Source organism: Cupriavidus sp. GW822-FHT03E04 (assembly GCF_058801495.1).
Window position 1 is genome coordinate 98,955 of record NZ_JBXANI010000024.1, and the last position, 25,493, is coordinate 124,447.

At 62.3% G+C, this 25,493-nt stretch carries 26 protein-coding genes and 1 tRNA gene; 16 read left to right on the forward strand and 11 right to left on the reverse strand.

The genetic code is table 11. The features are described 5' to 3' along the window. Positions 1-131: 131 nt before the first annotated feature. Entirely contained in the window at positions 132-788 is a 657-nt protein-coding gene (locus AC1RQC_RS30190; protein WP_492885537.1) for an SOS response-associated peptidase, read from the forward strand. 47 nt (positions 789-835) lie between these two features. Here the strand turns inward: AC1RQC_RS30190 and AC1RQC_RS30195 are convergent, their stop codons facing one another. Then, positions 836-1,087, reverse strand: coding sequence for a DUF1488 family protein (locus AC1RQC_RS30195; RefSeq protein WP_043345911.1), 252 nt, complete (start codon positions 1,085-1,087; stop codon positions 836-838). A gap of 333 nt (positions 1,088-1,420) precedes the next feature. On the opposite strand from AC1RQC_RS30195, the gene AC1RQC_RS30200 reads away from it, so the two are divergent. From AC1RQC_RS30200 to AC1RQC_RS30245, 10 genes are all read left to right on the forward strand, one after another. Then, positions 1,421-1,912, forward strand: a complete 492-nt coding sequence (locus tag AC1RQC_RS30200) for a hypothetical protein (RefSeq protein ID WP_492370660.1) — start codon at positions 1,421-1,423, stop codon at positions 1,910-1,912. A gap of 253 nt (positions 1,913-2,165) precedes the next feature. Then, a complete protein-coding gene (locus AC1RQC_RS30205) occupies positions 2,166-2,669 on the forward strand; it encodes a sigma-70 family RNA polymerase sigma factor (protein WP_492807556.1) in 504 nt (167 codons plus the stop codon). 78 nt (positions 2,670-2,747) lie between these two features. Beyond that, positions 2,748-3,758, forward strand: coding sequence for a FecR family protein (locus tag AC1RQC_RS30210; protein ID WP_492885538.1), 1,011 nt, complete (start codon positions 2,748-2,750; stop codon positions 3,756-3,758). Between the two features lie 171 nt (positions 3,759-3,929). Next, positions 3,930-6,395 (forward strand): TonB-dependent receptor, encoded by a 2,466-nt coding sequence (locus tag AC1RQC_RS30215; protein ID WP_492885554.1) that lies wholly within the window; start codon positions 3,930-3,932, stop codon positions 6,393-6,395. A gap of 73 nt (positions 6,396-6,468) precedes the next feature. After that, a complete protein-coding gene (gene dinB, locus AC1RQC_RS30220) occupies positions 6,469-7,632 on the forward strand; it encodes a DNA polymerase IV (protein ID WP_492885539.1) in 1,164 nt (387 codons plus the stop codon). Between the two features lie 115 nt (positions 7,633-7,747). Then, complete coding sequence (locus AC1RQC_RS30225; protein WP_492885541.1) at positions 7,748-9,439, forward strand: sensor domain-containing diguanylate cyclase; 1,692 nt, start codon at positions 7,748-7,750, stop codon at positions 9,437-9,439. Positions 9,440-9,651: 212 nt separating this feature from the next. Next, entirely contained in the window at positions 9,652-10,173 is a 522-nt protein-coding gene (locus tag AC1RQC_RS30230) for a hypothetical protein (protein ID WP_492807564.1), read from the forward strand. Between the two features lie 112 nt (positions 10,174-10,285). Beyond that, a complete protein-coding gene (locus AC1RQC_RS30235) occupies positions 10,286-10,849 on the forward strand; it encodes a hypothetical protein (RefSeq protein ID WP_492370666.1) in 564 nt (187 codons plus the stop codon). A 259-nt stretch (positions 10,850-11,108) separates the two neighbouring features. After that, positions 11,109-11,489, forward strand: a complete 381-nt coding sequence (locus tag AC1RQC_RS30240) for a helix-turn-helix domain-containing protein (RefSeq protein ID WP_492370667.1) — start codon at positions 11,109-11,111, stop codon at positions 11,487-11,489. Positions 11,490-11,590: 101 nt separating this feature from the next. Beyond that, positions 11,591-11,824: a DUF2188 domain-containing protein gene (locus AC1RQC_RS30245; RefSeq protein ID WP_492370668.1), complete on the forward strand. Its 234-nt coding sequence runs from the start codon at positions 11,591-11,593 to the stop codon at positions 11,822-11,824. Positions 11,825-11,885: 61 nt separating this feature from the next. Here the strand turns inward: AC1RQC_RS30245 and AC1RQC_RS30250 are convergent, their stop codons facing one another. After that, the gene (locus tag AC1RQC_RS30250; RefSeq protein WP_492370669.1) at positions 11,886-12,326 is read right to left on the reverse strand and encodes a GNAT family N-acetyltransferase; all 441 of its coding nucleotides are present in this window, start codon (positions 12,324-12,326) and stop codon (positions 11,886-11,888) included. 333 nt (positions 12,327-12,659) lie between these two features. Here AC1RQC_RS30250 and AC1RQC_RS30255 point away from each other — a divergent pair, with 333 nt between their 5' ends. Continuing rightward, positions 12,660-12,995, forward strand: coding sequence for a hypothetical protein (locus AC1RQC_RS30255; protein ID WP_492370670.1), 336 nt, complete (start codon positions 12,660-12,662; stop codon positions 12,993-12,995). Positions 12,996-13,401: 406 nt separating this feature from the next. Further along, complete coding sequence (locus tag AC1RQC_RS30260) at positions 13,402-14,154, forward strand: carbonic anhydrase family protein (protein WP_492370807.1); 753 nt, start codon at positions 13,402-13,404, stop codon at positions 14,152-14,154. A gap of 150 nt (positions 14,155-14,304) precedes the next feature. Here AC1RQC_RS30260 and AC1RQC_RS30265 read toward each other — a convergent pair whose 3' ends face one another. The 5 genes from AC1RQC_RS30265 to AC1RQC_RS30285 form a co-directional block, all read right to left on the reverse strand. Next, positions 14,305-14,772, reverse strand: a complete 468-nt coding sequence (locus AC1RQC_RS30265) for a MarR family winged helix-turn-helix transcriptional regulator (protein WP_492370671.1) — start codon at positions 14,770-14,772, stop codon at positions 14,305-14,307. 14 nt (positions 14,773-14,786) lie between these two features. Beyond that, positions 14,787-15,560: an alpha/beta fold hydrolase gene (locus AC1RQC_RS30270; protein ID WP_492370672.1), complete on the reverse strand. Its 774-nt coding sequence runs from the start codon at positions 15,558-15,560 to the stop codon at positions 14,787-14,789. A 771-nt stretch (positions 15,561-16,331) separates the two neighbouring features. Then, on the reverse strand, positions 16,332-16,751 hold the full coding sequence (locus AC1RQC_RS30275) for a hypothetical protein (RefSeq protein ID WP_492370673.1): 420 nt from the start codon (positions 16,749-16,751) through the stop codon (positions 16,332-16,334). A gap of 445 nt (positions 16,752-17,196) precedes the next feature. Further along, on the reverse strand, positions 17,197-17,436 hold the full coding sequence (locus AC1RQC_RS30280; RefSeq protein ID WP_416048280.1) for a hypothetical protein: 240 nt from the start codon (positions 17,434-17,436) through the stop codon (positions 17,197-17,199). Positions 17,437-18,536: 1,100 nt separating this feature from the next. Then, the gene (locus tag AC1RQC_RS30285; RefSeq protein WP_492370674.1) at positions 18,537-19,004 is read right to left on the reverse strand and encodes an RcnB family protein; all 468 of its coding nucleotides are present in this window, start codon (positions 19,002-19,004) and stop codon (positions 18,537-18,539) included. A 1,351-nt stretch (positions 19,005-20,355) separates the two neighbouring features. Between AC1RQC_RS30285 and AC1RQC_RS30290 the strand changes: the two genes are divergently transcribed. Beyond that, a complete protein-coding gene (locus AC1RQC_RS30290) occupies positions 20,356-20,712 on the forward strand; it encodes a hypothetical protein (protein WP_492370675.1) in 357 nt (118 codons plus the stop codon). A gap of 48 nt (positions 20,713-20,760) precedes the next feature. On the opposite strand, the gene AC1RQC_RS30295 is transcribed toward AC1RQC_RS30290, so the two are convergent. Then, a complete protein-coding gene (locus tag AC1RQC_RS30295) occupies positions 20,761-21,018 on the reverse strand; it encodes a hypothetical protein (RefSeq protein ID WP_492370676.1) in 258 nt (85 codons plus the stop codon). A 218-nt stretch (positions 21,019-21,236) separates the two neighbouring features. On the opposite strand from AC1RQC_RS30295, the gene AC1RQC_RS30300 reads away from it, so the two are divergent. Next, on the forward strand, positions 21,237-21,440 hold the full coding sequence (locus tag AC1RQC_RS30300) for a hypothetical protein (RefSeq protein WP_416048276.1): 204 nt from the start codon (positions 21,237-21,239) through the stop codon (positions 21,438-21,440). Positions 21,441-21,544: 104 nt separating this feature from the next. On the opposite strand, the gene AC1RQC_RS30305 is transcribed toward AC1RQC_RS30300, so the two are convergent. Then, on the reverse strand, positions 21,545-22,021 hold the full coding sequence (locus AC1RQC_RS30305) for a hypothetical protein (protein WP_492370677.1): 477 nt from the start codon (positions 22,019-22,021) through the stop codon (positions 21,545-21,547). A gap of 477 nt (positions 22,022-22,498) precedes the next feature. Here AC1RQC_RS30305 and AC1RQC_RS30310 point away from each other — a divergent pair, with 477 nt between their 5' ends. Beyond that, the gene (locus AC1RQC_RS30310; protein WP_492370678.1) at positions 22,499-22,909 is read left to right on the forward strand and encodes a hypothetical protein; all 411 of its coding nucleotides are present in this window, start codon (positions 22,499-22,501) and stop codon (positions 22,907-22,909) included. A 919-nt stretch (positions 22,910-23,828) separates the two neighbouring features. Here the strand turns inward: AC1RQC_RS30310 and AC1RQC_RS30315 are convergent. Beyond that, positions 23,829-23,915 (reverse strand) — tRNA-Leu (locus AC1RQC_RS30315). Positions 23,916-24,155: 240 nt separating this feature from the next. After that, entirely contained in the window at positions 24,156-25,487 is a 1,332-nt protein-coding gene (locus AC1RQC_RS30320) for an MFS transporter (RefSeq protein ID WP_492370786.1), read from the reverse strand. Between the last annotated feature and the right edge of the window lie 6 nt (positions 25,488-25,493).

The following is a 25,493-nucleotide window of genomic DNA, read 5'->3' on the forward strand; positions in this document are numbered from 1 at the left end:
GTTGCGTGCCTCGCGCAACCGCATCGGCTCGGCAATCAGCGGGCGTTCGCCCGTACCGGGCTTTGGCCTTCCCCACCCATCCTCCATACTGGCAAATCCCATTAGCAAGAGGCGCCCGCTGGAGGCAGCCCATGTGCATCAACTACGCACCCGCGCAGGCTGGCCTGCTCCGCGACGTATTTGGCGTCACCCGCCCGGCGCAGGAATGGCCGCCGGAAACATGGCCCGACTATGCGGCGCCGCTGCTCGTCTCGGACCATGATGGCCAGCGGCAATGCCTGGTCGCTACCTTCGGCATGGTCCCCAGGAAACGCATTCCACCGGGCGTGGCGAAGTTCGACACTACGAACGCGCGCTCGGAATCGGTGGCCGAAAAACGAACCTTCTCCGCCGCCTGGAAGAACGGCCAGTTCTGCCTGGTGCCAGCAGATTGCTTCTACGAGCCCAACTACGAAACCGGCAAGGCTGTGCGCTGGCGCATCCGGCTCAAGGACGCCGCGCCCATGGCGATCGCGGGGCTCTGGCGCGCGTGGCCAGGCGCGGATGGCCAGCAGGCCGTCAGCTTCACCATGCTGACCATCAACTCGGATCGCCACCCGTTGATGCGCCGCTTCCATGCGCCGGGCAAGGAAAAAAGGATGATCGTGATCGTGCCGCCCACCGATTGGGACGATTGGCTGAACTGCCGGGATACGGAACTGGCGCGTAGTTTCCTGCGCCCCTATGCGGCGGACAAGATGGTGGCGGAACCCGCATCGCTGCCGCCTCGCACGGCAAAGGCATCGTGACGGGCGAGCGCCCCTCACGATCGGAATCGCCAGCGATCGTGCCGCCGTCAGGAGATGGTGTACCTGTTCTGCCGGCTGCGGGAATAAAGCCCGCGTGCTAGTTCCAGGATGTGGTCGCGGTGGCGGTCGAATGCCTCCAGCACGGCAGGCTCGTCCGGGCGCAGTTCGGGGCTGAGGTTGGAGAGTACCGCTCGGTCGACCTCGAAGGAGATCTCACGCGAACTGTCGTAGCCCCAAAAACATACGCAATGCCTGGATGGGTCGTAACTCCGGCTGGGATTGGGAAAATTAAGTGCCATCTCTGTATCCTAGTCCGATTCGCCGCCCTCTGTACGGTATAGAAGGCGGGACTGCCGTATTTGCGCCGGATTGGGCAACTATCCCATCAGCAAGTCTGGAGAAGACCGCTTCTCATTGCCATATCGCTTACCGATGACCTGGTGTCGAGCCGCACAGACATGACGCGACATAGGTGTTGGGAAAACCAGATCTAAGCATCTTCTACTTCGCCCGCGCACGGCCAGACCGTACGATTCGCATCACAACCACGGTGGCACGATCTCCGTGGTCCAGGACAGGACGGCAACCATAAAGCTGTCCGCCTGACATCAACACTAGGGTCAAGGGGTCTTATGAAAAGCTTGCGCGGAGCCAGCAACGGGTGGGCGCCGGACGTCGAGGTGACAGACAGGGGCATCTGGAAAAACACGATCGCCGCAGCCAGCCACGCGCTGGAAACCGTCGCCCTCATCGAGCACGGCGTTGGCATGACATTAAAGCTGCAGCGCAAGGTCCGCGCGCTGCGCGAGCGTTTGCACGCCACGCAAACCGAACTGGACCGCTACCGCGACATGCACGCCGCCGCCATGGAGGCGTTGCGCCGGGCCGAGGTGACGCCGCCCGAAGACACCGGCCGGCTGCGCGCCGAGGGCGAAGCCCTGCAGATGCGCCACCGTGCCTACAAGCTGCTGGTCGAGCATTACGCCCGGGCCGGCATTACCATCGACCTGGCCGTCTTCGCCAGGCAGCGCCGCCAGGTCCTCCAGCACATCCTTTTCCAGCAGCGCCGCGGCGTCGCGCCGGGGCAGATCAGCGTCGACGATATCGCCTTCCTGCTCCGCTGATCCCATCGCCAGAGGGGAAAGAGATTCCGACGGCCATTGCGACAATCGCGAGCCAGCCGGATCCGCTTACACCGGCTGCGCTTTCAAAGGCCCGCGCAGTTCGCGGGCTTTTTTTTTCGCGCCGGCGGGCGGGCGCCATGTTGCTGCTCCGTATTGCTGCTCTGTCGCGCCACTCAATGTAGCTATTGACGAACATTGCCCGCGCAAATGATAATACGTCGCATTTGCAACCACCCGCAACCGCGCGCACGCCATGCCGTCACATCCCTCGCGCGCGTTCGGCTTGTTCGCCTACTACGAAGAGCTGGTTGGCACCTGGACTCGCAAGCTCGCCAATCGCTTTGATGCCGAGGACCTGACTCAGGACGCGCTGCTCAAGGTGCTGGAGCGCAAGGACAGCCCGCCCGAGCATCCCCGCGCCTACCTGCACCAGACCGCCCGCCACCTTGCCATTGACGCCTTCCGGCGCGAGGGAGGCCGGCAGACGCTCCCGCTTGACAGCATCGACACGCATCACGCAAGCTCCGGCGATCCCGAAGCCGCGCTCCACGCTATCCAGCTCGCCGCCGCGCTCGAGCAGGCGCTGGCGGAGCTGCCGCTGGCATGCCGTCAGGTCTTTGTCTGGCAACGCCTTGAAGGGCTCTCCCAGCAAGAGATCGCCGAGCGCCTTCAGGTCTCCAGGAACATGGTCGAAAAACACATGATCCGCACGATGCGCCATCTGCGCGACCGGCTCGGCCCGCAAGCACCCCATTGAGTACCACGCCTTGATCCAGGCTCCTGCCCCCTCCTCCTTGCCCGCGCCCCTCCCTGGGGCCGCACGCCGATGACGCCAATGACGCCGACGCCGCCGCCGGACGCTCCCCGTGAAGCCGCGGCACGCTGGTTTGCGCGCGTCCGCGCTGGCTCACTCAGCGAGCAAGAACGCATTGAGATGGCGGCCTGGCTTGGCGCCAGCCCCATGCACCGGGCCGAATACACCGCGCTGGAGCGCATCTGGCAAGTGGCAGGCGTGCTCGACCCGGAGCGCCTGCGCGCCCTGGCGCAAGACCCAGCACCGGCCGCCGCCGCCCGGAGATCGGGACCTGCCTTGCGCGCCGCCATACTGGCCAGCCTCTGCGCGGTGGCCGTTGGCGCCGCCTGGCTCATGCGCCAGCAGGTCGCGCCCGGCCCGGCTACCTATGTGGCCAGCGATGCGAGCCACTACACAGCCAGCTTCAGCACCGCGCCTGGCGAGCGGCAACGCGTGACGCTACCCGACGGCTCCGTCGTCGAGCTCAACACGCGCACGCGGCTATCGGTACGATTCGAGCCAGGCCAGCGCACTGTGACGCTGGCAGACGGCGAGGCTATGTTCGAGGTCGCCCACGCCAACGAGCGGCCCTTCGTGGTCGATGCCGGCAGTGGCAGCGTCACGGTCACCGGCACCCGCTTCGACGTGCGCCGGGACGGCGCCGAGGTCACGGTCGCGGTCGAATCCGGGTCGGTGAGCGTACAAGGGCGCAGTGCAGCTGCGTCTGCGGCGCGCCTGTCGGCCGGCCTTGGCACGCGCATTGCCGGCGACGGCCGGGTCGCGCCCGCGGCAACGGTCGATCTCGGCGCCGCCGTGGCGTGGCGCGAAGGCAAGCTGCTGTTCAAGGACCAGCCGCTGTCGCTGGTAGCCGCCGAGGTCTCCCGCTATCGGCGCAGCCCGGTCAGGATCCGCGACGCCGGCACCGGCGCACTGCGGCTGAGCAGCGTGTTCCGCGCCGACGATACCGATGCCCTGCTCGCCGCCCTGCCGCAGTTCCTGCCGGTGGGCGTGCGCACCCTGCCCGACGGCAGCACGGAAATATTTTCACGCTAGATTCAGGTTTTTGCTCCGCGTTTCGTCTTCTCCCGGAACGTGCCCGCGCGCCGCGGGCCTGCGTGCCTTTGTGCCAATCCGGCCTCTCCGAGAAGACCCGACGTGAACCAGCAACATCCTGAGAAGCAGCAACAGATCCCGGCCCGCCACGCACGCGCCAGGCCCCTCCTGATGGCCACCGTGGCCGCCGCGCTGATCGGCGCCGTTGCCACGCCGGCAACTGCCCAGCCAGCCTTGCCATCGCCGGTGGCGATCGACATCCGTGCCCAGCCCCTGGCCGACGCGCTCACGCAGCTCGGCCGGCAAACATCGCTCCAGCTGTTCTTCACGCCCGCATTGGTGGCAGGCAAGCAAGCCCCGGCCGTGCATGGCAGCATGCCCGCCGAAGCCGCGCTCGATATGCTGCTCAAGGGCAGCGGCATCCGCTACCAGCGCAATGGCAGCGGCATCGTGCTGCAGCCCGTGGGCCAGGCCGGTGCCGCCGCACCGGTCGCCGCCACCACAACGTTGACCACCCCGGCAACGACGACCGCGCCCGCCCCGGAGGCCGCCAGGATGCTCGAAGCCGTGGAAGTCACCGCCTCGCGAACCTCCAGCGACCTGATGCGCCCCACGCGGCAAGTCACGGTCATCGACCGCGAGGAGCTCGATGCGCTGAAGACCGGCTCCGACAGCGTCGCCACCCTGCTCTCCAAGGTCGTTCCCGGCATGGCCGACTCCAGCCATACCGTGACCGATTTCGGCCAGACCCTGCGGGGCCGCGGCATGCTGGTCCTCGTCGATGGCATTCCGTTGAACACCAACCGGGACTCGGCGCGCAACCTCGCCAACGTGGACCCCGCATTGATCGAGCGCATCGAAGTCCTGCGCGGCAGCAGCGCCATCTACGGCGGCGGGGCCACCGGAGGCATCGTCTCCATCAACACGCGCCCCGCCGGCGGCCCGCCGCTGTCGGAGACCACGTTTTCACTCACCTCGCCGCTGTCCCGGCTGCGCGCGGATGGATTGTCCGGCCAGCTGCAGCAGCATGTTTCCGGCAGCGAGGGGATGGTCGACTATGCTTTCGACGTCGGTGCCCGCCGCATCGGCAGCGCCTACGATGCGCGCGGCCAGCGCGTCGCTCCGGAGCCCAGCCAGGGCGACCTGTTCCAGTCGGACAACTACAACATCGGCGGCAAGCTCGGCCTGCGCCTGACGCCCGAGCAGCGCGTGCAGCTTGCGGTGAGCCATTTCAACGCCAAACAGGACACCGACTACGCCTCCGACCCATCGGTAGCCCGCCTGACGCCGGGCAGCGTGCCCGCACGCGCCATCAGCGGCCTGCAGCTCGCCGACCAGAACCAGATCCGCAACACGCTGGTCAATCTCGAATATGAGCACAAGGACCTGGCAGGCAGCGCGGTCTGCGCGCAGCTCTACTACCGCGACTACTTCACGCGCTTCACGCCCTTCGACGCGCGCGCGGTCGTCACGCGCGGCGGCAATGTCGACCAGTCCATGCAAAACTCCCACGTGTTCGGCAGCCGCCTCACCATCAAGACGCCGCTGGACAGCGCCAAGCGCACCCGCCTGGTATGGGGCCTGGACTTCGAGCAGGAACGCAGCGACATGCCGATCGACATCTTCGATCCCAAGGCCTATGACGCCAGCGGCGGCCGCGTCTTCAACAAGACCGGCACGCTCACCTACATGCCGCAGATCACCACGCGCAGCCTGGGCGGCTTTGGCCAGTTGCAGCACAAGTTCAACGCGCAGTGGTCGGCCGAGGGCGGCCTGCGCTATCAGTACGCCAACGCCCGCTTCAACGACTTCGTGCCGCTGTCGCAATCGCGCCTGGCACAGCCGGCTACGGTAAAGGGCGGCTCGGTCGACTACACCGCGCTGCTGGGCAATGTCGGCGTGGTGTACAAGCCGGTCAAGGGGCACGAGCTCTATGCCGCGTTCAGCCAGGGCTTCAACCTGCCCGACATCGGCCTGCAGGTACGCAATGCGCGCGCCGGCTTCGATCTCGGCGCCTCCGACCTGCAGCCGGTCAAGACCAACAACTACGAGCTCGGCTGGCGCGGCGCCTTCGGCAACACCCTGACCTCGCTGGCGGTGTTCTACACCACCTCCAACCTGGGCGACGTGCAGAGCTTCAACAACGGCCTGATCCTGACGCGCACCGCCGAGCGCATCTATGGCGTGGAAGCCTCCGCCGACTACCTGTCCGACAACGAGCAATGGGGCACCGGCGGCACCTTCACCTTGATGCGCGGCCGCGAAACCCCGCAAGGCAGCCCGAGCCAGCAGATGAGCGGCTACCGCATCCCGCCCCTCAAGCTCACCGGGTACGTGCAGTACCGGCCTACGCCCGCCTGGAGCCACCGCCTGCAAGCCACCTTCTTCGCCGGACACGACTACCGGCTCAACGGCGCCGACAGCTTTGGGCGGCGCTATGTGGCCAGCTACACCACGCTGGACCTCATCAGCCGCTACCAGGTCAGCAAGAAGGACACCATCACAGTGGGCATTCAGAATCTGCTCAACCGCTACTACTACCCGCTCTACAGCCAGTTGCTGCGCAACAGCAACAACACCTCCCACCTGCCCGCGGCGGGCATCGTCATGACGGCCACCTACGTGCATCGCTGGTAGCGCGACCGGGGCGCAGCGGTATTGTCGGCAGAATTCGATATACTGTATATGCATACAGTAACCCGCCGACGCCATGTCATCTGCACCCCGCCGCATCGCCCACCTGGATATGGACGCGTTCTACGCGTCCGTCGAGCTATTGCGATACCCGGAGTTGCGCGGCAAGCCAGTGGTGATCGGTGGTGGACGAAATGCGGTACCCGAGATACTTCCCGACGGCAGCCGGCGCTTTGCCCGCCTGCGCGACTACGCCGGGCGCGGCGTCGTCACCACGTCCACCTACGAAGCCCGCGCGCTGGGCGTGTTCTCCGCCATGGGCATGATGAAGGCCGCGCAACTCGCCCCCGACGCCATCCTGCTGCCCACGGATTTCGACTCGTACCGGCACTACTCCCGCCTGTTCAAGGCTGCCGTCGCCACCTTCACCAGCGACATCGAAGACCGCGGCATCGACGAGATCTACATCGACCTGAGCGACGTGCCCGGCGAGCCCGCCGACATCGGCACCCGCATCAAGCAAGCGGTGCGCGAAGCCACGGGACTGAGCTGCTCCATCTGCATCGCCCCCAACAAGCTCCTCGCCAAGATCGGCTCCGAACTCGACAAACCCGACGGGCTCACCCTGCTGGCAGCCAGCGATATGCCACTGCGCATCTGGCCGCTGCCCGTGCGCAAGGTCAACGGAATTGGCCCGAAGGCCACCGAGAAACTCGCAACGCTGGGCATCGCCACGGTCGGCGACCTCGCCAGCGCGGACCTGGGCATGCTGCAGAGCCATTTCGGCCGCAGCTACGCCGCCTGGCTAGCCGAGATCGCGCAAGGCCATGACGAACGCCCGGTGGTCACCAGCTCGGAGCCCAAATCCATGAGCCGGGAAACCACGTTCGAGCGCGATCTGCACCCCAAGCAAGACCGCCAGACCCTTTCCGAAGTCTTCACCGGCCTGTGCCAGCGCCTGGCGGAAGACCTTCGCCGCAAGGGCTATGTGGGCCGCACCATCGGCGTCAAGCTGCGCTACGACGACTTTCACACCGTCACCCGCGACCTCAGCATGCTGGCCCCGACGGCGGACGCCGCACAGTTGCGGCGCGCCGCCACCGAATGCGTCAAACGCGTTCCGCTGGACCGGAAGATCCGATTGCTGGGCGTGAGGGTCAGCGCGCTGACACCCGCGGGCGGACTGGCGCCAGCTGCGCTGCCGGCACAGGGAGAGTTGCCTTTCGCCGACAACCCTTAGCAGACCCCGCCGCGGGCCGATCCGTCTGATAGTATTGGCGCAGCCGTGCATAACTGCAGCGCTGGCTGCACGATCAACACCTTCGGGCTAACGTCAATTGTCATTTGACCTGGATATGCGGGCCTCTACCGAAGCTGAAACCAGACATGACCGCATCGACACCTCGAAGCCGCTGAACCTGAAAGCCGCATTGCAGCAAGAGCGGTTTGACGCGCTGACACGCCTCGCACAGCATCTCTTCAAGGTCCCGGTTGCGCTGGTTACGCTGCATGATGTGCCCCATGATGCGCATCCTGGCGACGCTCCCATCCTCGTCGACGGCCTATGCATGGGCTTTCATGCGGCGTGCGCCTTGACCACATCGAGCGGCGGCCAGCTTGGCGCCTTCTGGCTGTTCGACGCCGGATCACGCGAACTGGACCAGGCGGAGCGTGGCCTCCTGCAAGACTTTGCCGACATGGCGGTCGCCATCATCGAGCGCGACCTGGCCCAAGGCAAACTGAACGACGACACCGGCAGGCTAGCGGAAAACGAAAAGCGGCTCGAGCTGGCCATCGCAGGAAGCGGCACGGGCGTCTGGGACCGGGATGTCCAGGCGGGCAGCATCCACTACTCGGCTGGCTGGAAGGCCATCATCGGCTATGAAGCGTCCGAGATCACCAACCGGATCGAAGACAGCTATACCCGCGTCCATCCCGACGACCTCGCCTACGTCCAGGCCGCCATGCAAGCCCACTTCAACCAAGAGACGGAAAGCTATGCAGTGGATCACCGGATCCGCTGCAAGGATGGCAGCTATAAATGGATATCCAGCCGCGGCAAGGTAGTCAGCCGCGGCAGCAACGGCGAGCCGCTGCGCATGATCGGCACCACCACCGATATCACGGCCATCCAGGCACTCTCCGAAGAACTGCAGCAAACCGTCGACCTGATCACCAGCCTGACCAACGAAGTCCCGGGACTGGTATTCCAGCATCGCCTGCTGCCAACGGGGGAATCCTTCCTCCCCTACGCCAGCGCCGGCATCGCCGATATCTACGAACTCACGCCGCAACAGGTAGCCGCCAGCACAGCCCCCATCCATGCCGTCATCCACCCCGACGATCTGGAAGCCTACGGCGCCTCGCTTCACGCATCCGCGGCGAGCCTGAAGCCGTGGCACCTCGAGTACCGCGTCGAACTGCCCAGGCAAGGGCTGCGCTGGCGGCAAGGCGACGCGCGCCCCCGGCGGCTCGAGGACGGCAGCACGCTATGGCACGGATTTATCACAGACGTGACCGAGCGCAAGCGCATCGAGGGAGAACTGCAGGAATTTGCAACTATCGATTTCCTGACGCAACTACCCAATCGCCGTCACTTCGTCGTGCGGATCGAACAGGAACTCGCCCGGATCCAGCGCACCGACGGCCGCCCTGCCGCCGTCCTGACGTTTGACCTCGACCACTTCAAAGCCATCAACGACACCTGGGGCCACGCCATGGGCGACCACGCCCTGCGGTGTTTCGCGACGCTGCTGCGCAATGCGCTGCAAAAGCACGATTTCGCCGGCCGCATCGGCGGCGAAGAATTTGCCGTGGTGCTCCCCGATGCGAGCCTTGATGCGGCGACACGATTCGCCAGGCGTGTACAGCATCAGATCGCGGAAACTCCACTGCTTGACGGCAGCCAGATCGTCACGCTGACCGTCAGCGTCGGCATTGCCCTCATGCATGCCGCCGATCCCAGCGCGGACCTATCGCTGTTACGCAGCGATGGGGCGCTCTACCGCGCCAAGGAACGCGGCCGCAATCGTATCGAGTGTTACTGATCCACGCCAGGCCGGTGGCTGGCGAAGCGATACCTCAGGGCAATGACACACCGGCAGAATCCCCAGCACCCCGGCCAGCCTCTCACGCCATTCATCAATGGCCGGAAAGCGCCTCCTGATGCATAAACCACCCATTAAATTACCCATTAGTCATTGAATTTGAAGTACCCACAGAAAATTTACCTTCAGGTAATGCACAGGTTTAATGGGCCATGGATATTCAAGATACGCGTCAACAGCGCCTAGCCCAGATCATGGCCGAACAGTTTGGCGGCTCCATAGCGCGCCTGTCAGACCGGCTAGACCGCGACCCCTCATACTTCTCCCGCATATTCTCGGACACAGGCAAAGCCGGAAAAAAACGCATCGGCGAACATCTCGCACGCGACATCGAAGCCAAGCTCGGCCTGCCTCGCCTATGGCTGGACGGCGACGCGCACGACGCCGCCGCACCCCCAAAAGAAGAATCCCTGCCGCCCGAGATAGCCGCCCGATTCGCCCGCCTGATCAATGGCTTGCGCAACGAAGACATCGACAGGATGCTCGCGGCCATCGAATTGATCACGCAGGTCGAAGCCGTGCAATCGGTGCGTAAATACAAGAAAAGCACCAAAACTGCCCGCGTGCTGAAGACCGACGGGAGAAGCACGGCATTCAAGCAAGCCAGCAACGCCGTTCACGAAAGCGGCACACAAACACCCGCCAAGCCACGCAAGAAAACGTCCGCAAGCTGAGATCAGCGCGACTTCCGGCTTGCAGGATGTATCACCCCGCGCTCCGCACGATCCTCTTGGGGCATCTCGATTACCCGTCGAGCTTGCCTTTTTAATTACCCATAGGTAATCTTTGGCATCGACTTCCCTGAAGCTGCACGACCAAGGAAACTTCATGCTCATAGGACTCTGCGGCCGCCCGGGCTCCGGCCAGGACCTCATCACGAACTACCTGGCTTGCGGGAACCACGCCTTCCACGTCATCACCTTCGACGCCCCGCTGCGCCACATGATCCAGGCCTGTGCGGGCATCCATGAGACATACTTCGGCCTGGCCAAACTCCATGACGTCATCCCGGCGCTGGGCAAGTCACCTGCCCAACTGCTGCGCACGCTTCGGGAATCATGGAACCGTGCGCCGATGGATCCGGATGTATTGGTCAGGTACTTCGCGCAAACGCTGGCCCGGCTCGATGGCCGCGATGTTGTGGTCCCCGATGTGTCCACGCAAGCAGAGGCTGAGTTCATACAAGCGCGCGGCGGACGGTTGATCCGGGTCGTTTCGCGACGCGGGCTGGGGGCTGAGCCGTTGATCAAGCGCGCATGGATTGATCTGGAGCTGGCGGTGGGTGAGGAGTCGGACTGGTCGTATGCGGAGATTGATGCGATCGTGGGCGAGGACGTTTTGGTGGGTTGACGGGTTGACGGGTTGACGGGTTGACGGGTTGACGGGTTGACGGGTTGACGGGTTGACGGGTTGACGGGTTGCGACGCCGGCCAAAGATCAAGGTTCCGCGCATCGGGTGCGACGGCAACCAGCAAACAATATTTGCACAATTGTTAGCAGCAATGGCTAACATGAAGATGCACACGATCGCGTTCACCAGGCAATCGGCCCGGCCGCCCAAGCCATGCCCGCAAATGCCGCGGAACGCCCATCGAGGAGGTGCCTTTCCATGATCAATATTCAGTTCATCGAACGTGACGGCCACCCCGAGTTCGCGGTAGTGCCTATTGAGGTGTGGGAGCGGATCAAGCACCGGGTCGAGGATCCGGGCGATGTCACGCTGCCAGACCACGCCAAGGCCCAAGACAACACCTTTCGGATCCCCGCCGCCATCCTGGACGCCGAACTCGCCGGGGATAACCCGGTCAAGGCATGGCGGGAATATCGCCGCATGACCCAGGATGCGCTGGCGACAGCGGCAGGCCTTAGCAAGCCCTACCTTAGCCAGATAGAAAACCGCAAACGCGATGGCAGCCCGGAGGTTTTCCAGAGCTTGGCGGCGGCGCTGCGCGTCCCGCTCGACGTATTGGTCGGACAGCCGGAAAAATAGCGCGACATCCGATGTCCAGACGAAATATCGGATACCTCCCGCCATCCCGCGGACAGAACATCCCCTAAAACAGCAGTAGCGCACTGCTCAGAGAGACAACCATGGATTCGATACCGCAACGCAACGTACACGTCGTGCCTCATGGCGACGGGTGGGACATCATCCACGAGGGGGCAAAGGGCGAAAGAGCACACTTCCTCACTCAGGAAGAAGCGGTGGAAGCCGCGACGGCGATTGCACAGCGCGAGAAGGTGGAACTCCTGGTGCACGGCCAGGATGGCCAGATCCGCACGCGGAATAGCTACGGGCGGGACCCCAGGAGCATAAGAGGCTGATCATGCTCTGGCGGCTGGCGTCGAGGACCCGACACGCCTGCCTACCTCCATGGAATGGCCACTAGGAGGATCGGAGCACTTTCTTCATCGAGGGAGCAGGATGGAGGACATAGCTCTCGCGCTCATAGAAGGGAATGGCCTCCGGCCGTGCGTCGAGAAACACAGCAGTCATATCGCGCGCACGCGCGTCGGCTTCCGCATATGCCATCAGGGCGTGACCGGCACCACTTCCCCGCGCTTGCGCATCGACCACAAGGTCATCGACGTGCAGGTGTGCCCCGCGCGCCAACGTATGGACGGGCCGCATCCCCATCACGCCGATAAGCTTGCTGCCTTGAAAAGCGCCAACAAGCTCGTAGCCAGAATGCGATTGCCGGCGGGCTCGGCGCAGGAACTCGGCTTCATCCAGCGAGCGCAATTGCGTGATGACAGGAAAAGCTTGCCGCCATTCCGCCGGGGAAAGCCTTCGGATATCCAGACTGGTGCTGCGATTTGCAGTCATCGTTTCATTCCTTCCTCATCGCCGAAATCCCGATTTTGGCACAGGCTTTAGCAGCCAGCATCCAACGTGCACGGCGAAGTCACCCGCTATCACGTAATGCCCCAGCACTCTCCTGCTTGGGGCGATTCTTTCCGGATGCCCAGCCGGCGCTATCTCCCTCGTCGCCATATAGCCCACGCCGCAACGCGCTCAGCCCTCCCCTCTACGGCGGGGTACTGAAACTGGTGCGACGCACCACAATCAATAGCGGCGACGGATTGCCCCTTTGCCCTCTCTCGAGGGTGTAGCAACCACCTTGCCGCCCCCCCCCCTTTCACCCAACCGGAATGCAGCATGAGAATTACTCCGATTCTTGCTCTAATGTTGGTGCCGGGCGCAGTTCACGCCCAACTCGCGGCCTACAAATCTTCCGGATCGGCTGGCTACGGTGGCTATGCCGCCGCCTCGCAGCAGCACGGCAGCACGGCCTACGGCTCAGCACAAGGTCAGGGCAATTCGCTCTCTGGCGTAAACGGCGCCATTACGCAGCGCTATAGCAATGCCACTTCAGGGCATCAGCGAGAAGAGTTGACCGCTGCGCAGACTGCGGGAGCTTCGCGGGACTACGGCGGCGGTGGAAGCAAAACCTCGTTGAATCCGTCGACAGCCCGGGCTCAGCCGGGCAAATGAATAGGAGCGACGCCGCCGTGCCGAGGCCATGAGCGTCCCCGTTCTCTTGCGTGCCCAAAACGATACGCGGCGCCGGCAAACTCGAGCGGCATGCCTGCCTGGCGCTCAGGCACATAGATCTGAGTTGCCGCCTCATCCCCGAACTTTCCGCGCGAGTCCGGCTTCCGCTTCTGTATAAACGAAGCGATATCGTCCGCGCTGACCTGCCCCCCCCCCCAATGGACCAAAGTCCTATAGCCTGGGAACCTCACTTCAAATACCATGTGTTTGGGGCTAGCTGCGAAGCAGGTGGCTTGGCGATCTGCTGCTGCCTATCCGGGAGCCGGCGCCAAGAGAATCGCCCATGCACGACAGCACCGCGATGCTGGCAACAACGATCGCCTTGCGGTTGTTTGCGGAGGATGAAATGCACAAGAAGACTGACTGTTGTCCAGCGACGTCCTCCAACAGCGTTGGAAGACGTACCGTACTGAAGACTGCGCTTGGCGTCGCAGCCATTGGGCTGGCGGGAACCATGGGGGGCGTTGAATCGGCTTACGCGGCGGCGCTATCGAAGTCCGAGCGGGACAAATTGACACCGGACCAGATTATCGAGAGCCTTAAGCAAGGAAATAGACGTTTCCGTTCGGGGAAGATGCTACCCCACGATTATCTGGCACAAAAAAGAGTGACTGCCGGCGGGCAGTATCCAGCGGCGGTGATCTTGAGTTGCATTGACTCCCGGGCTCCGGCCGAGATCATCCTTGACACGAGAATTGGCGATACTTTTAACGCGCGTGTCGCGGGCAATATTGTCAATGACGATCTCATTGGAAGCCTGGAGTTCGCCTGTGCAGCGGCCGGCGCTAAAGTTATCTTGGTGCTGGGGCACACAGGATGCGGGGCAATCAAGGGCGCGATTGATCACGTTGAACTGGGAAACCTGACCGGTCTCTTGGCCAAGATCAGACCGGCTGTGGATGAAACGCAGTACTCTGGTGACAGAAGCAGCAAGAATGATGAATTTGTCGATGCGGTGGCACAAACCAATGTTCGGCGCACGATCGACGCAATACGAAACGGGAGTAGCGTGCTGGCGCCGATGGAGAAAGATGGAAAATTAAAAATTGTCGGAGCGATGTACCACTTAAACGGTGGGGTTGTCGAATTCCTCGCCTGAAAATGAGACGCGGCACGGAGAAATCTGACAAGCAGTCGGGGCGTTGAATCGAGAAGCGCGATTCAATGCGGGACAAGCTTCTCCTTGGCAGGTTCAAGCGTATAGAGGAAGTTGCGCATGGGCGTTCTACCGTAGCACCAGCGCCCTCGCTTATCGCTTGCCGGGGCTAATTGGCGTCGCCTCGACACAAGAGATGATTTCTTCGATCGTTGTTTTGCACTGGATGAGCTGTTCAGCGCTGAATTTCTGACTGACTGCATTCGCCCAGGCCGCTTGACGCGTTGCCAATAGCGCCACAGCGGAATGGCCTGCGGCGGTTGGGGCGAGCAATTTGGCGGATTTATGTGATGGATTGTCGATAAACATCGCTAGACCCTCGCCTACCAGGACATCGGCTAGACGCTGCACACTTTGCCGGGTTAGCCCCATGAAGCGCCCAATCTCCGCGACAGTGCGGTGTTCATGGAGCACGGCTCCAAGAACGCGCCAACGGGCCGCCGTCAATCCCGCTGGCGCAGCGATCTGTTCGGCTGCTTCCATGAAACCGCCCTCGAGACGGAACACCATCAGCACAATATCCGTCAGAATCATGCCCGCTTTGGTCTTATTGACAGTCATTCCCGAACTCCTTCCTATTGGACGCTAGCGATGAAACGCAGGATTTCTCGCTCGACGCGATCGGGCTGGTCGAGCTGTATCCAGTGCCCGGTATCGGCCACCACGGCATGCGGCAACGCCGGGCGCAGCGCATGGAGCGCACTTGGCTTGTCGTTTGCGCTGCTGACCAGGAGAAAAATGGGGCCTTTCCATGCATCGAGCGCAGCTTCGGGATTCCAGCTTGCGAACGCGGCCGCAAATCCCAGCCGGGCTGCCGGGTCAACCGCAGCACAGTCTTCCAACACTCTGGCCTTTACCTGTGGGTTGTTGCCCGCAATCGAAGCATAAAACCCCCGCTGCACATCAAGGCTCGCAGGCCCATTCAGGGCCTCAAGAAACCCGGCGCGAACATCAGCAGGAAGCGCCCGTGGATCCGTCGCAGGATCAAGCAGGAACAGTCCCGCCACCCGGCCCGCGTGCCTGGCAGCATATTCCAGCGCAGCCGCACCACTGCCGCTGTGTGCCACGACAATGAACCGATCAAGTTTCAAGGACGCGGCTGTATCGCCAATGTCCTGTGCTCGCCCCGCATAGGAATAATCACCATCCGCAGCAGGGGCACTATCTCCGCTTCCCCGTGAGTCAACCGCATACACCCGCCTGCGTCGCCCGATGCGTTTGAGCATCTCCGACCACTGGCTTGCTCTGCCCGAGTCCGCATGCAGGAACAGCACGGGCAGATCGGTGCCGTCACCCGCTTCAAGCAGCGCAAGATTGCCCTGCGTTGCAGCGACTGTTGTCTGCTTCATCGTGATCTCCTGTATCGATTCCGCGGCTGTCGCGGGGAAATTGGTGAACCCTCGGCAACTGGGATCAGCAGTGCAATAGACAGCATCAATAGCTTGCCCGGGCGCATCACCAAAGCGCCGAGCCACCCATCAATTTGACAGGATACTGTCATTTTTACCTAATTGACAGCATCCTGTCAAATTGGGGTCGCGTTGGAAAACGGCTCTCCCGTCGTCTATGCCCGTAGCCCGCAGGCGGTTGCCTGCGTCCGCCAGCGCGCGGAGAGCGCCGGCGACAGGCCAGTGGCGGCCCGGAAGGCTGTTTCGGCCGCCAAGGCCCCAAAAAATGGAGAAGCCGGCACATGGCGAGCTTTGACTGAATTTAGGGACATCTTGTCATCTCGCTCTTACAAATTAAATTTGTTGCATACCAGATCTTAATTTGATTTAATTCGCGCCGCACGGCATCTGCTGTGCCCCTTTGCGCTCCTGCTTCTGCGCAAGACCGGCAAGGATCTCCCGTCTCGGCCGGTCTTTTTTTATGCCCACACCCGATACGGCGTGCCCGGCGCTGGCGTGACAACGGTGCTGGCAAGCCGCTGATTGCCCTTGGCGCTCACTTTGGCCACCCAGCCCTGCCTATGACCAGGCGCAGCCCAACCCGCCCTGGGAGCCGGGCGGCTCAGCGAAATAGCGCTTACTGCGAGCGCCGACAACGGGCCGGCAGCCATAAAAAAAGCCACCATCGCGGGTGGCTTGCGTTTGCGGCCCTGGAGGCGGCGCAATGCGTCATTAATATTGGCAGCGAGTAACCGGCCCAGTGTTGATGCACCGGATCTGATTGCCGTCTTGTGGTGTCAGAGGCGCAGCTTGCGGCGCCACGTATTGCGGCATTTGACGCCATGCGTTCTGCTGTTGCTGCAGTTGCTGGTTTTGCTGCTGCAATTGCGCGTTGAGCTGCTGCATTTGCTGGACAGTCATCTGCTGATTGAACTGATACATCTGCAACTGCTGATCGGTCATGGCGTCTCTGTATCCGGTTGCCTGACCGTCCGAGTTAAAGCACATGATTCGACTTGGCGAAAGAACCCTGTATCGCTCACATGTCGAATCGCCTGCCATGTAATATCTTCCGTTCACGAAGTTCGGCGCCGCCGAGCTTGCGCAGCCGGCGACCGTTAACGCTAGAAAAAGCGTTGTCATTTTTTTCATGGGTTGTTTCTTGAGCCCTTGTTGCGACGCGCGTTCGTCAGCATCGTCCAAAACCGCTCGCGATTTTCGCAATCGTTGACTCGTCATGCAAGCGGCATTGCGGCAGCCAACTGTCGGCGGCCCCCCCTCGGACAACATGATCTGCCCCATGAGCGGCGTACAGGCATTCGCTCATGAACCGCCTCCACGCCCCAGGCAAGGAAAAACGGATGACGGTGATTGTGCCGCGGGCGGAATAGGATGACTGGCTGGCCTGCCGGGATCCGGAGCGGGCGCGCGAGTTCGACGGCTCCAAGCCGCGGCAGGCTGACCGTGGTACCCGCCGGAGCATCCTGTTCGGCATGCGGTCAGGTTCGGCAGTACCCGCCACTGCCGGCAAAGATGCTGGGAATTGCTGCGTGACAGCCACACAGCGCGTTCGTGGATGTCTGCGAAAGCCGGAGGCCTACTCGGCAGTCACATAGACCAAGACCGCCAGGTCCGCGCCGACCACGTTCGCCTGGATCGTCGGGCTCAGGCTCAGTTCCTTTACCAGCCAAGGCTTGCCGCCAGCGTCCGGCAGACGAATGACCGCACCAATAGCGAGATGCGCGATGGGCGCGTCTGCGGTCAGTTCAGCCACGAGAACGGGGGCGCCGGCGGGCGTGGCGTTGGTTACATCAATGAAGGTGTATTTGAAAGCCATAGCATCTCCTAGGAAGGATCCGCGACCGCGCGCTGAGACTGGCCACTCCGACTTCATCTTGAAGCAGCTTCTCTCAACGAATGGCTGCATTGAGCGACACGTCAAATTAACCGCCGTCGCTGGAAACCAAGACTGCAGATGTGGGACTCCCCGCTGTAGTAGGAGTCGACCCGCGTACCGGCCGTTGGCGCGATGCTCGCCGACCTGGCGCCCCCGTTAGCCTCGTCTGGTCTTCGGGGAACTGGATCGGAGCATTGACACTATTTCATCAGGGAAATCACAATGGCGATCACCCCAATTGCCGCAAGGGTAACGATCACAAAGAGCAGCATGGGCTTGTCCGAGCTGGGTAGTTCAGCATCCTTCAAGCCATACGCAAATGCTATCGGGTGCGCACTGATTTCATGCCGGATTTCGTCCTACAGGCGGTTCGTCGTTGCGAGATACCATGACAGCAAGTCGGGGATGCGCCTGCCGCCTCGGGATTTGCGCGTAGGCCGCATGCGGCCAGCCTGAGACCTTTTATTGAGCAGAAGGCACCCGCAACGCGGCCGCCTACATCGCAGCTGCGCGTGGCGCGTTCCCTTGCTTGACTCTCCACAAAACGGAGGAGCGGGCATTCCACCGGGCCGGTTTGAGCCAATCTAATCAAGGCCAGCAGCCTGCGTCGTGCCAACGAGTACTGCCAGGGGCAAGGCAAGGAAATGGAGGCGGTTGACATGAAGACCCACGGCGCTCGCGGGTGGACCCCACTTGAGTCAGAACTGACGTTCTAATGCGTCGCCCCGCCTAAGGCGCAGGCTCTTGTCCGTGTCAACCTATGTCAGGACTTGACACGCTCGGGCACGGCGGGAATGGCCTACACTGGTTGTATAGTCACCCAATAGGAGGCGCCATGGTTGCCTCGCTAGTCGTCCTGCTCGTCGGATTAGCGCTATGCGCGATCGTTGTCTGGGTGCTCCGCGAACATGATCCGACCCTGCTATCGGCACAACAGCGTGCCGTCCAGACATGGTTTGACCGCCTGATCCATCGACACTAAGGGCTTATCGTCAAATCATCGCAGCCCGCCACCCGGCGGGCTTTTTGCTGTGCGCAACCTAGCGCCCGATGACCACCTGGAAGACCACGCCGGTCGGAACGGCGACGAGAAAGTAATCCCCGCCAACGCCCACCCACTGGTATCCGCGCGGCGGAGGCGACAGCCGATAGGCGCGCCAGTCATCGATCACGTACTGACGCTGACGGTATTCCGGGGGGACCCTTTCACCCTTGTGCCAGCTGCCAGGGCCCGGACGATCGGCGCGACGATCAGGGCCATACCTTTCGTCCATCTGTTCCCTGCCCCTGTCACCTTCCCAGCCTCTGTCACCTTGCTGATGGTGGTCACCATGCCGGCCGCGGTCGCTGTAGCCGTGCTGGCTATCGTGATCTTGTCCCTGATCATGACCCATGGGTGGCCTTCCGCGATCATCGCCGCCAGGCCCCCTATCTTGGGCATAGCCCGCAATCGAAGTGAGAGTACACGCCGCCAGCGCCAAGCTGGCGAACACCTTGATCTTCCGCATCTCGATCTCCTATAGCCCACGTATGAGGACCTATGCGATTCAGTCTATCCCGCCCCCCCGCGCCGACACGTTACGAAATCGTAACGTGTGCATCACAAGACCATTGGCGCCCTCACCCGCGCATCTTAGGCGCAACGCACGGACAGCAAGAACGCCGGCGAACTGAGCTCTCGCCTGACAAGGTAGAGAATCACCCCCCTGCGGGTGCTTGCGCGGCCAGAGAATCCAACAAGTCATTGATTTTAAATAGATTAGCAATGCCATGAGCAACCAGCCTCCCTTACCCACCTCAAGAGCGCAAGGCGAGAAGTGATCCTGCGCTCACCAACGTGGGAACGGACCCAAGAGAAGCATCGCCTCACAGCCGCGCGTGCCAGAGAAGTGCTGCCGAAGGTACCCGGCCGATCTATTCGACCGCTGGGAGAGCGTTTGGCATGAGGGCCGGTTTGATCTCGTCCCCGACTGCGTAGGAACGCACCACATTCGACACGATGAACAAGGCAATCGGACGGTAACGCGGGAGGACTACGCAGAGATTGCTAAGGTCCAACAAGAACGCCCCGGCATATATGTCGTCGTCCATGACCACTCATTCGAAGATAATCGAGCCTGGTTTCGCTTCGCGTTTAAGTGGACTGATACCGGCACGGGTGAGCCGCGCAGTCGAGCAGGCATGCAGTCTTACAGGATCGAATCGGGCAAGCTCTCCGCAGGTCAAATAAGGCTTCCGATGGCCCGGCGGTGTCGCCTCTGAAGCGGCGTCCGCCAGGGCTTGCTACGGACGGATGCGCAGGCGCCATGGTCTCGTTATCTGCGCCGGCCGTCCAGCCGAGCATCGGTGGAAAACCGGGCAACTACCCAATCGAATCCGGAAGCGTAAGCGGTGAGCGCATCTCCATCGAAGCGAGCCACTGGCTCGGAAATCAGGTGCGTATGGAGGGTCGCATTCATAGCCCAACCAGGATGTCCGGCACCTATACGCAAACAGCGGCCGCTGGCGCTTGCCAATGGGACGCCACGAAGAAGTCATCAGGAACGATCCTAAACCGAGACGACAGGCACGCCCACCGGCAACTCGGCGCCCCCCTTCCCCGATCAGCCGCAGTGCCGCGACTCGCCTCCCAGGTCGCGGCAATTTTTGTGCGGTACAACCTGTCCTGGAAGGCCTGTGGGACCCCGCCCTCTGGCGGCCGGCGGCGGCCGCGCCTACAACGGATGCAGAAACCCCACCGGAGCTCAGTATGCCGCCGCGCGCTCGTCACGCCAGGGGCCCCTCAGATTTGAGGCTGCCGTTTCCTGCGCATATGATGGAAACTGAGGCGGCGCCACTCGCGCCACGAAGGAAGGCGCCATGACCGCATCCCCCGGTGGAATCAACTGCGACTTCACAATGAAAGCCCTCCGTATCGCTTCCTTTTTCCTCGCTACAGCCGCGCTATCCGCTCAAGCAGTTGAAGCGCCTGACAGCCAATGGCAGCGCGTTGGGTTGTCGCTATCCGAGCTTGTTGCACGTGGTTACGGCATTGCCGCGGTTACGAACGACTCGACTCCAATCGGGGTAGCAACCGAAACGTTCTTCCTCCAAAGGGGCGAAAGCGCGTACAAATGCATCGAGGTTCATGCCTATGATTCCAAGGCGAAAAAATCTGCAGTGCTTTTTGATTGCTTTGAACTCGTTACGCCCTACGTAACGCCTCGCACCAAGTGAGGCAAGTATGCGGGACAGGGCACGCCGTCATGCGTCACCCTACACAGCCTATCTGCACACCCCTGCCGCCGCCTTCAGCCTGACCTCGTAGCCGGCACGCAGCGCCAGCTCGCCCAGGTCCTTGTCGCGCCGGCGCTCGATGAAGTTGAACAGCCAGCGCACGATGGCCCAGTCGGGCAGGCCGCAGGCGAACACAACGCCGAACAGCGCCACCAGGCCGATGTAGTCGTGCATCCGGGCCTGCAGCCCGAACTTCTGCACGACCGCCGCGCCGGCTACGGCAGCGCCGCCAATTGGTTCGGGCATTTGTGACCCCGGCAAAGAAGAAGCCAGCTCGGGGCGAGCCATGGCTTTGCGTCATTGCTGCCTATCCGGACAGCGCGGAAACTGGCTTTGTGTGGAGAAAATGCTGAGGGGTGGGGAGTCATTCGAGGAACCCAAACGATCCCCCAATATTGGGGAATCAAAGAACGCAGACCGGCCGTACACTGCTTCCAACGTGTGCACCGCACCATGAGGCCGCTATGAGCATCTTCCTGCTGGGCTTTCTCGTCTTCGAGGCGCTCTGGTTCTTCCCATTCCGGAAGGTTTTCCGGACGGCTCGCTTCGAGTCGGGCTACGAGTATCTAGCCCTGATACCTGTATTTGGGCCTCTGGCCTGCGTCTGGATTCTCGCATTTAGGCCTTGGCCGCTGAAGTCGAGACTGGTGCGCACGCTGGCGCCCTAGACGAAAAAGCCACCCGGAGGTGGCCAAGAGCAGCAGCCGGTCAGGGCTGCGGAAAAGAGAAAGCCACCCGAAGGTGGCTGCGTTCCGGCAAATCGGTTCTGGTTCTACTGTGGTCGCTTTATCTGTGGAAGCGACTCCTGGAATCCGTGGAGCAAACAGCCGACGAGCGCCGGACCGTAGTTGCTATCCGGACTATCTGGGATCTTCCATTCGAAGAAGCCATCCTCGGCAAAGGTTGCGTTCCCCTGATCCTCGATCAGAATCACGTGGAATGGGACCAGCCGGATCATCTCATCCGCGCCTAGAATGAAGCGCGAGAATTGGTACCGCCCCACGAGGCGTCCATCCCACTTCGCAAAGCCGAACTGGGCATAAACGCGGCCGAAGCTAGTATTGAGCTCGAAACTCTCTCTCTCGTCACCCGGCAAAGCTGGGCCTTCCACCGCGGCGCGGGCCATGAATCCCTCCTGAGCAAGACATTCGCCCACGAACTTCATGAACCGCCTCGCCTGCGCGCGAAGCATCTCGGCGCGCATGGCGTTTTTCTTGGCGGCGTCGCCCTGCACTTTTGTGGCTTCCATGTCAGCTTCATGAGAGTGAAGTGATGCTCAGTCTCCGACGCGCTGGCGGTGTCTGCAATAGCCCTTTATGGGGGAATGTAGATCGCTGGATCGGGGTGGTGTGGCGAAACGACAAATACGGAAATCCCACAAGAGGAAATGCGCCATAGGACTGGCGACAATGGTTTCCAGCAGCAGGCACACGGGCCCGGGGAGACTCCGAAAGCACCGATCCAATCGTTGCTGCTACCCACGCCCCTTTGATGGTGCGCGTCTCGCCGGCATCCTGATACGTAAACCTCCCAAATGCAGTGCCGCGAGCATATTGGAATGCAAATGACTGCCATACCAATTGAGCGTGAGGCCGCGAGATGGTTGCCGACGCCAAGCGCGTTCGCGTCGCCGCAGAGGCCCGCGCCGCCGGTATGCAGCATGTGCAATGGCCGAGGCGAGATCAGCGGCTTCGTCGGCGCCGATTGCGGGCTACCAGACTGATCCGTGCCCGGACTGCGCCGCTCGCCGGCGCCGTGCGAACACCCCAATAGGATAGCCAACTACGACGATATCTCCTGCGAGACATGCGGCCACGTGCTGACGGATGAACAGACCCGCGTTATCGAGTTTGTCTGCGGTCAATATGAGCACCGCGGACTAACTGGCGGCCCCAATGCCTTGCGGCCCCTCTTGGCCGGCCATTCTCGTGACGTGACGAAAATGGCCGCCGACCATATCGGTGATGCCACCGAAAAGGCCGCAGAGCAGCCCAGCGAGGACAAGCGCGATGCCGAGCGGTATCGGTGGTTGCGTCGGGCCGGAAACACCAAGGCTATAGCGATAGTTGACGCGGCTTGCCTTGTGGAGATGGACGCCGCCATGCGCGCCGCAATCGCCAAGGGAGAGACGAAGTGATCGCCGCGCGCAATTCAGCAGCGGCCCTTCTTCGCTTGCCCAGGCGGGCAAAAGGACTCATTCCCGCCTTGGTCAACTCGACAATTCCCCTTCTTGGCTTGCCCGGGAGGGCAGCCGTTGCCTTGGCCACCGCCGTAGCCATCGTCATAAGGAAGCACTGCACAGCCGCTGAGCAGTGCGCCACAGGTGATCAGCAGCAAAAGAATGGGTTTCATGGCTCGTTTCGCAGGGGAGCTATTGATTTCGAGACAGCATACCAGTCGCAATCCACCTCATCGCGAACACGGGATGCGAAGCAATTCAATGATCCGCCGCCATGCCTCGAGTGCTCGGCCACTGACCGTTACCGTCACTATCGTGACTCTGCGCCACACCCTCACTGAGGCCGCCCACATCGCACTTCCCCAGCCCGAATGCATCTTCATACGGGGACGCGACGCAAAGCCTGAGAAATGCGCCGCAGGCAACGGCGATGGCGAGAACGGTGATCATTGGTCGGCAATCGAATTTGGGCGTCGGGGGCAAACAGGCTACCAGCATCAACCAATTTCGATTGCAAAGAATAGTCAACAAAAGCCGAGGTGTTCGCAAGATCCGCCGCAAATACAAGACGCTCGGCTTCTGCTGCGGCGCCATGGGCTTCAGAAGGCTGCTTCCCAGGTGGGCAACATGGTGGCCACCTTCCCCTGCGCGCGCCAGCCTGTTGCGGACTCCGCAAAGTGCGCCATTTCGTGGGGGCCGAACGTGGGGCTGCTATGGGGCCGGAGCGCCGATGATAAGTGAAATGGGAGTAGCAGAGTGCAACGAGGCGATTGCCACAAATCACCTGCTAAGCCTTGTGGGGCCTAGCTTTGCAGGCTGAAGTGATGCGGAAATGCGGGAGTTGAAACGAGGCGAATAAGTGACGTAAAAAAGACTTTGGTGCGAGGGAGGGGACTCGAACCCCTACACCATTGCTGGCGTCAGGACCTAAACCTGGTGCGTCTACCAATTTCGCCACCCTCGCAGTCCCTGCGGCGTGCATCCCTGACGGGAGGCCGCTGTGCTCGTTGTATTACAGGCGTGCCGGGCAGCGTGAGAAATATCACAAGAGCACAAAAGCAAACAGGCGGCTGAAACTGCCCGCCTGGCTGGTGTTACCTGTGCTGCCGGCGCACTTTGCGCATGCAGCGCAACGAGGCAGCGGATTCTAGCGCAAAGCGCCGCTGGAATCCAGTCCCTCGTGCTGCCCGGGGCATCTCGCCGGTTAGGCCTTGGCGGCGACCTTGGTTTTGATGAATGCCAGCACCAGGACGGTGGCGCAGGCTTCCAGCGCGGCGACGAAGTACAGGCCGGACGAGAGCTGGCCGGTGCTGGTTTTGAACCAACCGATCATGTAGGGCGCGACGAAGCCGGCAAGGTTGCCGATGGAGTTGATGAGGGCGATGCCGCCGGCGGCAGCGGTGCCGGCGAGGAAGGCGGAGGGCAGCGACCAGAAGACCGGGAAGGCGGCGAGGATGCCGACGGAGGCGATGGTGAGCGCCACCATGGCGAGCACAGCGCTGTGCAGCCACATGCCGGTGAGCACAAGGCCGGCGGCGGCCATCAGGGTGGCTAGCGCGCAGTGCAGGCGGCGTTCGCCGGTGCGGTCGGAGTGGATGCCGTTCCAGACCATGGCGAGGGTGCCTGCGATGAAGGGGATGGCGGAGACGAGGCCGATCTGCAGGTTGCCCTTGACGCCGAGCTCTTTGATGATGGATGGCGACCAGAAGGCGATGGTGGCGTTGCCGCTGACCACGCAGAAGTAGATGGCGGCGCAGATCCAGACGCGCGAGTTGGTGAAGGCGGCGCGCAGCGAGGAGTGCTTGGCGGGGTCGCGGTTTTCGGCTTCGATCTCGCGGGTGACGAGGTCGCGCTCGCTGGGGGAGAGCCATTTGGCGCTGATGGGCTTTTCAGGCAGGAACATCAGCACCGCGATGCCGGCAAGCACGGAGGGGATGCCTTCGATGACGAACAGCCATTGCCAGTTGGCGAGGCCGTCGACGCCTTCCATGCTGCTCATGATGAAGCCGGCGAGCGGGCCGCCGATGACGCCGGCGATGGCGAACGAGGTCATGAACAGGCCGTTGATGCGGGCGCGGCGCTGAGCGGGGAACCAGTAGGTGAGGTAGAGCACGACGCCGGGAAAGAAGCCGGCTTCGAACACGCCGAGCAGGAATCGCAGGGCGTAGAACTGCATGGGGGTCTTGACGAAGATCATCGCCATGGAGGCAAAGCCCCACAGGATGGTGATGCGGGCGAGCGTGCGGCGCGCGCCGATTTTTTCCAGCAAGAGATTGCTGGGCACTTCGAACAGGAAGTAGCCGATGAAGAAGATGCCGGCGCCGAAACCGTACACGGCTTCGCTGAATTGCAGGTCTTGCAGCATCTGCAGCTTGGCAAAGCCGACATTGACGCGGTCTATCCAGGCGAGCACGAACAGGAACACCAGGAAGGGGATCAGCCGCACCGCGATCTTGCGGTAGGCCTCGTTGCGCTCTGCCGGGGTGTGGGCCGGGCTTTCCAGGGCGCCAGGGGCGCCGGTCATCACGGAAGACATCGGTGG